The sequence below is a fragment of the Gilliamella sp. WF3-4 genome (assembly GCF_001690275.1).
Classification (GTDB): Bacteria; Pseudomonadota; Gammaproteobacteria; order Enterobacterales; family Orbaceae; genus Gilliamella; species Gilliamella apicola_C.
Genome location: NZ_LZGW01000034.1, coordinates 1 through 2,393, shown reverse-complemented (window position 1 = coordinate 2,393; position 2,393 = coordinate 1). Strand labels below are relative to the sequence as shown.

Genomic DNA, 2,393 nt, shown 5'->3' with positions numbered 1-2,393 from the left:
AAGTGGCTTATTTTTCAACGGGCTTTACCTTAGTCAGACACCAGTTACAAATGCCTAAAGTCGCAAAAGCAACCGACACGCCACCCTCAATAACCTTATACAGTTTATATATGCATCAACTCGATTGGTATGGTTATCAGCAAAAAGAACAAGAAAGCGATAGTCAGGTTACTTATCCCCATTATTGGCAAGCGAAAGCCGGAGAAGTGGATGAGAAAAACGCAGACACCATTGCTGGCAGCGTGATACGCGAAAATGGAAAAAACACAAAGGTTGTGGGGTTATTGCTTAAAGGCAGTAAAGTTCGTTTAGGTGAACAAAAAAGCGGTATGTCTGGTTGGTATAAAATTGTGTCGATAACCGCAGGGGCGGTGGTAACACCAGATGGCTTTCAACATGAATTGAGCAATATTACGGGTTATGTTTGGCATAAAGATATTGGCACAACAGCAAATGATAGACCGACAGGAAAAACCGCAGAAACCAATAAGGATTATGAAATCTGTCGAGAAGATAATAAAAAGGTGGGCAAACCAGAAGTAGAAATCAAAGGTATTGCTATCTATGGCACTGCGAATGACAGCCAAAAGTTAACTTATTTGCCAAAAACGGCGACTTTTGAATTTGATGGGCAAGAAAATGGTTATGCTAAAATCTGTAAAATTGGTAATTGTACTGTGCCGGCAGTTTTGGTTGTTGAAAATGGTGGGGATGAAGCGCCACATAAGGGGTATGTCAAATTAACCTCACTGATAGTGACCCAACTTAAACCTGAAAAATTAGATAAAGTGGTGGTATTAAAAGCGCCGGTGCCAATCGATAAAGGCGACTTTATAGGTTACATTGGCCATAATGTCAGCCAATCCGAACGTTTTGACGAGCCTAAAGTTGCCCCATTATCTACGATGAAACGTGCATTAGACAAGCAATTACCGCCAATGGCACACATTGAATTATTGACTTGTGATGATTTGCCCGCGTTTATCACTAAAACCCGCTCCTTAGCGGACAAGCTTCCGGAAAGTGAAAAGACAATCATATTAGTTGAAAAAGAGGCCCAATTAGTTAAAGCTGCTAAACCAGCAGGTTGTTTAAGCCCTGGCGTGGGGATTCATTTTACCGATAATACCGAAAACTACTATATTAAAATCAAGCCGGTCTATACCTTTAATCTTCCCGCAAGATTTTTTTATACTTCAAACGCGCAGTCAGTATTCGGCACGGAGATTGGCAAGGTAGTTAATGGTATTAATGGAAAAATACCGGCGAAAAAAGACGCATCGCAATCGTACACCTTAACGGCGAGCGAGAAAAAGTATTTAATGCTAATGTACCATTCACGTTATCCTGAATTAACCGAGGAAGATATCCCCGATAAAGTTGAGTTAGTTAGTGGCGGAAAAGAACAAGATACGAGGCTACCGAGCGTCTATTCTGAGCCCGCGAATAATGAGGATTTTTTTACAATTCGTTTTACGCTTGAAAACAAGCCGTACTGGATAGAATTAGATAATGTATTACACCTTCAAGGCAAAGATGGTCAACTCAATTCAAGCGCAAGTTATTGGCATGATTTTCCGTTATCATTAGCGAACATCCCTACAGAGGAAGACAAAAATACGGTATTAAGCTCACGCACCCTATCGCTCAATGCATTAGCGCATGACGGCTTGATAGCGATAGATGAAGACAACACAACATGGGTAAAAGTGACAGCACTGGATAAGCAAAGCCTAATGATACACGGTTGGGTCAATATAAAAGACAATGCGCAAGCACATATCAAACGGTGTAGCCCATGGCACTGGCCTGGGTTTGAAACGATAGAAGAAAAAGCCTCGATAGGTGAATTATCTAACAAGATTGGCAAAAATAAAGTGGCGAAATTGGATTTAGAAGATTACACGCCAGCGATGCACGCATTACACCAAATTTTGACAGGAACACTGATATATTCAACACAACGAAAAAAAGGTCTACCGCCACCTACTTTTACAGAAAGGGATTTAAAGGAAGCGCTACGCAGAAGTTGGGCCGCAGAGCTGATAGGGCATTTACTGGTCAAATATGAAAGTGAATGGTATGCCGATGAAGCATTAAGCAAATGGAACGAAGTTGATGACTTGTTTGAAGAAGAAAGACAACAGAAAAAAGAGATGATTGAAGCAGGCTTAAACGAGCTCGGCATCACCCAACCTTACCTACGTGATTATGCCTTCAAGTTGGTGGACGAAGCGTTTAAATATATTCAAACTAATTGGAAAATAGAAAAAGAGCAACGCATTAAACCGTCACTGTGGTGGAAAGAAGTGGCACAGGCACAAGCTCAAAACCCAACCGCAAACACTGATGCCAATACCCCTAAACTGTCCAATCTATCCGCAGACGGCAAG

At 41.4% G+C, this 2,393-nt stretch carries 1 protein-coding gene; it reads left to right on the top strand.

All coding sequences use genetic code 11. The features are described 5' to 3' along the window. On the top strand, window positions 1-2,393 hold a 2,393-nt coding region (locus A9G47_RS14260), incomplete at both ends, for a hypothetical protein (RefSeq protein WP_176700679.1).